Annotated in this window: 5 protein-coding genes; 3 read left to right on the top strand and 2 right to left on the bottom strand. The window is 72.3% G+C overall.

Annotated features, from left to right (window positions below; genetic code table 11):
- Nucleotides 1–107: 107 nt before the first annotated feature.
- Nucleotides 108–1,082, bottom strand: coding sequence for a DeoR/GlpR family DNA-binding transcription regulator (locus GT042_RS16665; RefSeq protein WP_161309504.1), 975 nt, complete (start codon nt 1,080–1,082; stop codon nt 108–110).
- 145 nt (nt 1,083–1,227) lie between these two features.
- Nucleotides 1,228–2,667, bottom strand: a complete 1,440-nt coding sequence (locus GT042_RS16660) for an NAD(P)H-quinone dehydrogenase (RefSeq protein WP_161309503.1) — start codon at nt 2,665–2,667, stop codon at nt 1,228–1,230.
- A gap of 220 nt (nt 2,668–2,887) precedes the next feature.
- Here GT042_RS16660 and GT042_RS16655 point away from each other — a divergent pair, with 220 nt between their 5' ends.
- The 3 genes from GT042_RS16655 to GT042_RS16645 all read left to right on the top strand — a co-directional run bounded on the left by GT042_RS16655 (nt 2,888) and on the right by GT042_RS16645 (nt 6,327).
- Complete coding sequence (locus tag GT042_RS16655; protein WP_161309502.1) at nt 2,888–3,325, top strand: gamma-glutamylcyclotransferase; 438 nt, start codon at nt 2,888–2,890, stop codon at nt 3,323–3,325.
- Between the two features lie 270 nt (nt 3,326–3,595).
- Entirely contained in the window at nt 3,596–4,426 is an 831-nt protein-coding gene (locus GT042_RS16650) for a purine-nucleoside phosphorylase (RefSeq protein ID WP_161309501.1), read from the top strand.
- 218 nt (nt 4,427–4,644) lie between these two features.
- The gene (locus GT042_RS16645; RefSeq protein ID WP_161309500.1) at nt 4,645–6,327 is read left to right on the top strand and encodes a phospho-sugar mutase; all 1,683 of its coding nucleotides are present in this window, start codon (nt 4,645–4,647) and stop codon (nt 6,325–6,327) included.
- Nucleotides 6,328–6,391: the final 64 nt, after the last annotated feature.

The raw sequence follows: 6,391 nt of genomic DNA, 5'->3' as shown, positions 1-6,391 counted from the left end.
GGCATTTCAAGCCCGTCCGGCGATTGAGGACACCCACCCGCGCCACAACGGCGAGGCAGTCGCGCACCCCCCGCACCCCCCACGGCAAAGCACACCCGCACCCGGACTCAGCGGCGCCGCATGTCCGCCACCCTCGCCCGCTCAGACGGCTCCGCCAAGGCCGCCGCCGCCGCACTGCGGAGCTGCGGACCCGGCCCACCAGGTGGGTGCGTACGACGCTGGCCGGGAAGGGGTACGTCCCGGCGGGACCGGCCACCCGGCGGGACGCCCTCACCCGACGGGGAGCCGGATCCCGCGGGCCCCGCGCCCGCGACCGTGATCTGCACACCCTGGTCGGCGAGCGCCTGGAGCTCCGTCCCCGCGCGGTCGTCGTGCGCGGGCGGTTCGTCGGTGACCAGCCGGCTGATCAGGTCGGTCGGCACCGTCTGGAACATGGTGTCCGTACCGAGCTTGGTGTGGTCGGCCAGGACGACGACCTCCGCCGCCGCCTGCACCAGCGCCCGGTCCACGCTCGCCGAGAGCATGTTGGACGTGGACAGGCCGCGCTCGGCGGTCAGCCCGCTCCCGGAGAGGAACGCGCGGCTGACCCGCAGCCCCTGGAGGGACTGCTCGGCCCCGCTGCCGACCAGCGCGTAGTTGGAACCGCGCAGCGTGCCGCCCGTCATGACGACCTCGACGCGGTTGGCGTGCGCGAGGGCCTGGGCGACCAGCAGGGAGTTGGTGACGACGGTCAGACCGGGGATCCGCGCGAGCCGGCGGGCCAGCTCCTGCGTGGTCGTACCGGCGCCGACGACCACGGCCTCGCCCTCTTCGACGAGACTCGCGGCGAGGTCGGCGATGGCCGTCTTCTCCGCCGTTGCGAGATGGGACTTTTGCGGAAAGCCGGATTCTCGCGTGAATCCGCCCGGCAGTACCGCACCGCCGTGCCGGCGGTCGAGGAGTCCTTCTGCCTCCAGCGCCCGCACGTCCCGCCGGACGGTCACTTCGGAGGTCTGGACGACGCGGGCGAGCTCACGGAGCGACACGGCCCCGTTGGCGCGCACCATTTCGAGGATCAGTTGGCGACGTTCTGCAGCGAACACGAAACTGACAGTAACCCCAACGACCGTCTGCTTTCAGCAGTTTGCGGCGAATAACAGAAGTTGTACACAGACGAGCGTCCCAAGTGGTATTGGACGACCGGCCACGGACCACACCGCGTGCGCCGACCGGCCACCGCCCGCGCGGTCAGGCCTCTTCGGCCGCCCTCTTCGTGTGCAACTGCCGCGCCACCTCGGCGATCGAGCCCGACAGGGACGGGTAGACCGTGAAGGTGTTCGCGATCTGCTCGACCGTGAGGCTGTTGTCCACGGCGACGGCGATGGGGTGGATCAGCTCGCTCGCGCGCGGCGCGACCACCACTCCGCCGACCACGATTCCCGTACCGGGACGAGCGAATATCTTGACGAAGCCGTCCCGGATGCCCTGCATCTTCGCGCGCGGGTTCCGCAGCAGCGGCAGCTTGACGACCCGCGCCTCGATCTTGCCGCTGTCGACGTCCGACTGGCTGTAGCCGACGGTCGCGATCTCCGGGTCCGTGAAGACGTTCGACGAGACCGTCTTGAGGTTCAGCGGGGCCACCGCGTCCCCCAGGAAGTGGTACATCGCGATACGGCCCTGCATCGCCGCGACCGACGCGAGGGCGAAGATGCCGGTCACGTCACCGGCCGCGTACACGCCCGGTGCGGACGTACGGGAGACCCGGTCGGTCTTGATGTGGCCCGAGTCCTTCACCACGACCCCGGCCTCCTGGAGCCCCATCCCGCGCGTGTTGGGGATCGCGCCGACCGCCATCAGGCAGTGCGTACCGGAGATGACCCGGCCGTCCGAGAGCGTCACCTCGACACGGTCGCCGACCCGCTTGACCGCCTCGGCGCGCGAACGGGACATCACGTTCATGCCACGGCGGCGGAAGACGTCCTCCAGGACGGCGGCCGCGTCCGGGTCCTCGCCCGGCAGCACCCGGTCCCGGGAGGAGACGAGCGTCACGCGCGAGCCGAGCGCCTGGTACGCGCCGGCGAACTCCGCGCCCGTCACACCCGACCCGACCACGATCAGCTCCTCGGGGAGCTCGTCGAGGTCGTACACCTGGGTCCAGTTGAGGATCCGCTCGCCGTCCGGCTGCGCGTCCGGGATCTCCCGGGGGTGCGCGCCGGTCGCGATCAGCACGGCGTCGGCGGTCAGCGACTCCTCCGTGCCGTCCACCGCCCGCACGATGACCTGGCGCGAGCCGTCCACGGCCTGCCGGCCGTCGAGCCGGCCCCGGCCGCGCATGACGCGCGCGCCGGCCCGGGTGACGGAAGCGGTGATGTCGTGGGACTGGGCGAGGGCGAGCCGCTTCACCCGTCGGTTGACCTTGCCGAGGTCGACGCCGACGACCCGCGCCTTCTGTTCGAGCGGAGGCGTGTCGTCCGCGACGATGATGCCCAGTTCCTCGTACGAGGAGTCGAAGGACGTCATCACCTCGGCCGTCGCGATGAGCGTCTTCGACGGCACGCAGTCCGTCAGCACCGACGCGCCGCCGAGCCCGTCGCAGTCGACGACCGTCACCTCCGCGCCGAGCTGGGCGCCCACCAGGGCCGCCTCGTAGCCGCCGGGTCCGCCGCCGATGATCACGATCCGGGTCACGAAAAAGTCCGCCTCGCATGGTCGACCCGGCCCATCGACACCCCGGCCGGGGTTCCGGGGGTGTCCCCGGGGGATGCAGTCGTACCCCATTGTCCCGCACCCGCCAAGTGGATTCGTCCCCGCCCGCCAGGTTCCTCCGTCCGAAGATCACCCGCCATCCGTTCGGGCGTCCTGACGGTGCACCGGCGGCCACGCCCCCACCTCCCGTACCCTCGGACCCATGTCGCTCTACGCCGCCTACGCCGGCAACCTCGACGCGCGGCTGATGTCCCGCCGCGCCCCGCACTCACCGTTGCGCGGGACCGGCTGGCTCAACGGCTGGCGGCTCACCTTCGGTGGGGAGCAGATGGGCTGGGAGGGGGCGCTGGCCACGATCGTGGAAGCGCCGCGCTCCCAGGTCTTCGTCGCGCTGTACGACATCGCGCCGATGGACGAGGACTCGATGGACCGCTGGGAGGGTGTCGGACTCGACATCTACCGGCGGATGCGGGTGCGCGTGGACACGCTGGACGGCGAGGAGCCGACCTGGCTGTACGTCCTGAACGGGTACGAGGGCGGCCTGCCGTCCGCCCGCTACCTGGGCGAGCTGGCCGACGCGGCGGATTCGGCGGGGGCGCCGCACGACTACGTGATGGAGCTGCGCAAGCGCCCCTGTTGAGCGCGGGCGGGGGTACAGGCAGGGCACGCGACCGGCGTACGGGCGGGGCGTGCGGCCCGGCGGTTCGGCCGGATCGGTCCTGACCACCGTACGCCCGGATCAGCCTTTGTCGTCGTACGGACAGGTCGGCTTCACGTGCCGTACGTACAGATCAGGCCTCCCCGCCACGCGGACGGATCAGCCTTTTGCCGGAAACGACACGTTAACGATCCCAGCACCGTCCCACCCGTCATCTACGCGCGTAGGGCACGACCGGCTACGCTCATCCGCGTGAACGCATCTGTTAACCCGGCCTTCGCCGACGGACCTGCCGACCCTCATGCCGCCGCAGCCGAGGCCGCAGGCCTCCTGCGCGAGCTCACCGGCGCCGAAACCCACGACGTGGCCCTGGTGATGGGCTCGGGATGGGGACCGGCCGTCGACGCGCTCGGAGAACCCGAGGCGGACTTCCCGGTGACCGAACTACCCGGGTTCCCGGCGCCCGCCGTCGCCGGCCACGGCGGCAGGATCCGCTCGTACAAGATCGCGGAGAAGCGCGCGCTGGTCTTCCTGGGCCGTACCCACTACTACGAGGGCCGCGGCGTCGCCGCCGTCGCGCACGGCGTCCGTACCGCCGTCGCCGCGGGCTGCAAGACCGTCGTCCTCACCAACGGCTGCGGCGGGCTGCGCGAGGGCATGCGCCCCGGCCAGCCGGTCCTGATCAGCGACCACATCAACCTGACGGCGGTCTCCCCGATCGTCGGCGCGCACTTCGTGGACCTGACGGACCTGTACTCCCCCCGGCTGCGCACGCTCTGCAAGGAGATCGACCCGGCGCTGGAGGAGGGTGTGTACGTCCAGTTCCCCGGGCCGCACTACGAGACCCCCGCCGAGATCAACATGGTCCGGGTGATGGGCGGCGACCTGGTCGGCATGTCCACGGTGCTGGAGGCGATCGCGGCCCGCGAGGCGGGCGCGGAGGTGCTCGGCATCTCGCTGGTCACGAACCTGGCGGCGGGGCTGTCGGGCGAGCCGCTGAACCACGAGGAGGTGCTCCAGGCGGGCCGCGACTCGGCGACGCAGATGGGGGCGTTGCTGGCGCGGGTGCTGGAGCGGGTGTGACGTACGGGACGCGCCGGACGCCTCTGCCGTACGTGATGCGCCGGACGCGTCTGTCCGGCCCGGCAGGTCTGGCCTAGGGTCACATCTCCGGGCCGAGGCCCGGTCACCCGCTGTCCCGATCACCGACCCGCACCCCCCATCCCCCTCATCGCTCATCCCCCAGCCCTCATCCCCCAGCCCGCAGGCGCCGGTTCCGGCGCGAGGAGGTATCGCCCACCGTGCAGCAGGACATCGTCACGCGCGCCAAGGCCTGGCTGGCCGAGGATCCGGACGCGGACACCCGGGCCGAACTCGCCGCGCTCATCGACGCGGGAGACCTGGACGCCCTGACCGAACGCTTCTCCGGCACGCTCCAGTTCGGCACCGCCGGACTGCGTGGCGAGCTGGGCGCCGGCCCCATGCGGATGAACCGCGCCGTGGTCATCCGGGCGGCGGCCGGCCTCGCCGCGTACTTGAAGGCGCGCGGGGACGGCGGCGGCCTGGTGGTCGTCGGGTACGACGCCCGCTACAAGTCGGCCGACTTCGCCCGCGACACGGTGGCCGTGATGACCGGCGCGGGCCTGCGCGCCGCCGTACTGCCGCGTCCGCTGCCGACGCCCGTCCTGGCGTTCGCCGTACGGCATCTCGGGGCGGTCGCCGGGGTCGAGGTCACCGCCAGCCACAACCCGCCCCGGGACAACGGTTACAAGGTGTACCTGGGCGACGGCTCCCAGATCGTGCCGCCCTCGGACGGCGAGATCGCGGCCGAGATCGCGGCGGTCGGCCCGCTGGCCGGGGTACCGCGGCCCGAGGACGGCTGGGAGACCCTCGGGGACGAGGTCCTGGACGCGTATCTCGCCCGTACGGACACCGTCCTGACCGCCGGATCACCGCGCACGGTGCGGGTCGTGCACACCGCGCTGCACGGTGTCGGTACGGAGACGCTCCTCGCGGCCTTCGCGCGCGCCGGCTTCCCCGCGCCGACGCCGGTCGCCGAACAGGCGGACCCGGACCCGGCGTTCCCGACGGTGGCCTTCCCCAACCCGGAGGAGCCGGGGGCGATGGACCTGGCGTTCGCGACGGCGCGGCGGGTGCGGCCGGATCTGATCATCGCCAACGACCCGGACGCGGACCGCTGCGCGGTGGCCGTCCCCGACGAGTCCGCCGAGTCCGCCGAGGGCGCCGAGGGCGGCGCGGGCGCGGGCTGGCGGACGCTCCGGGGCGACGAACTGGGCGTGCTGCTCGCGGCGCACCTCGTGAACAAGGGCGCGACCGGTACGTTCGCCGCCTCGATCGTCTCCTCCTCGCTGCTGGGCCGGATCGCGGAGGCGGCGGGGGTCGGGTACGAGGAGACGCTCACCGGCTTCAAGTGGATCGCGCGGGTCGAGAACCTTCGGTACGGGTACGAGGAGGCGCTCGGGTACTGCGTCGACCCCGGCGGCGTACGCGACAAGGACGGCATCACGGCGGCGCTGCTGGTGGCGGAGCTGGCGTCCGAACTCAAGTCCCAGGGCCGCACGCTGGACGACCTGCTGGACGACCTCGCGCTCGCGCACGGGCTGCACGCGACGGACCAGCTGTCCGTACGGGTCACGGACCTGTCCCTGATCGCGGACGCGATGCGCCGCCTGCGGGAGCGTCCGCCGGTGACGCTGGCGGGGCTGTCCGTCGTGTCGGCGGAGGACCTCAACGAGGGCGGTGCGCTGCCGCCGACGGATGGCTTGCGGTACGTCTTGGAGGGCGACGGTTACCGGGCGCGGGTGGTGGTGCGCCCGAGCGGCACGGAGCCGAAGATCAAGTGCTACCTGGAGGTGGTGGTGGCGGTTCCCTCGCGGGGGGCTCTGGCTTCGACGAGGGCGTCTGCGATGGGCGTGCTTTCGTCCCTGAAGCGGGACGTTGCGGGGGCGGCGGGCCTTCGGTAGACGTGCCCCTGTGACCGGCCTGGCGGCCGTGCTCTTGTCCTCAATCGCCGGACGGGCTTGGGTG

Source organism: Streptomyces sp. SID3212 (assembly GCF_009865405.1).
Classification (GTDB): domain Bacteria; phylum Actinomycetota; class Actinomycetes; order Streptomycetales; family Streptomycetaceae; genus Streptomyces.
Note: the sequence above shows the minus strand (reverse complement) of the source record. Positions and strands in the feature narration are given on the sequence as shown.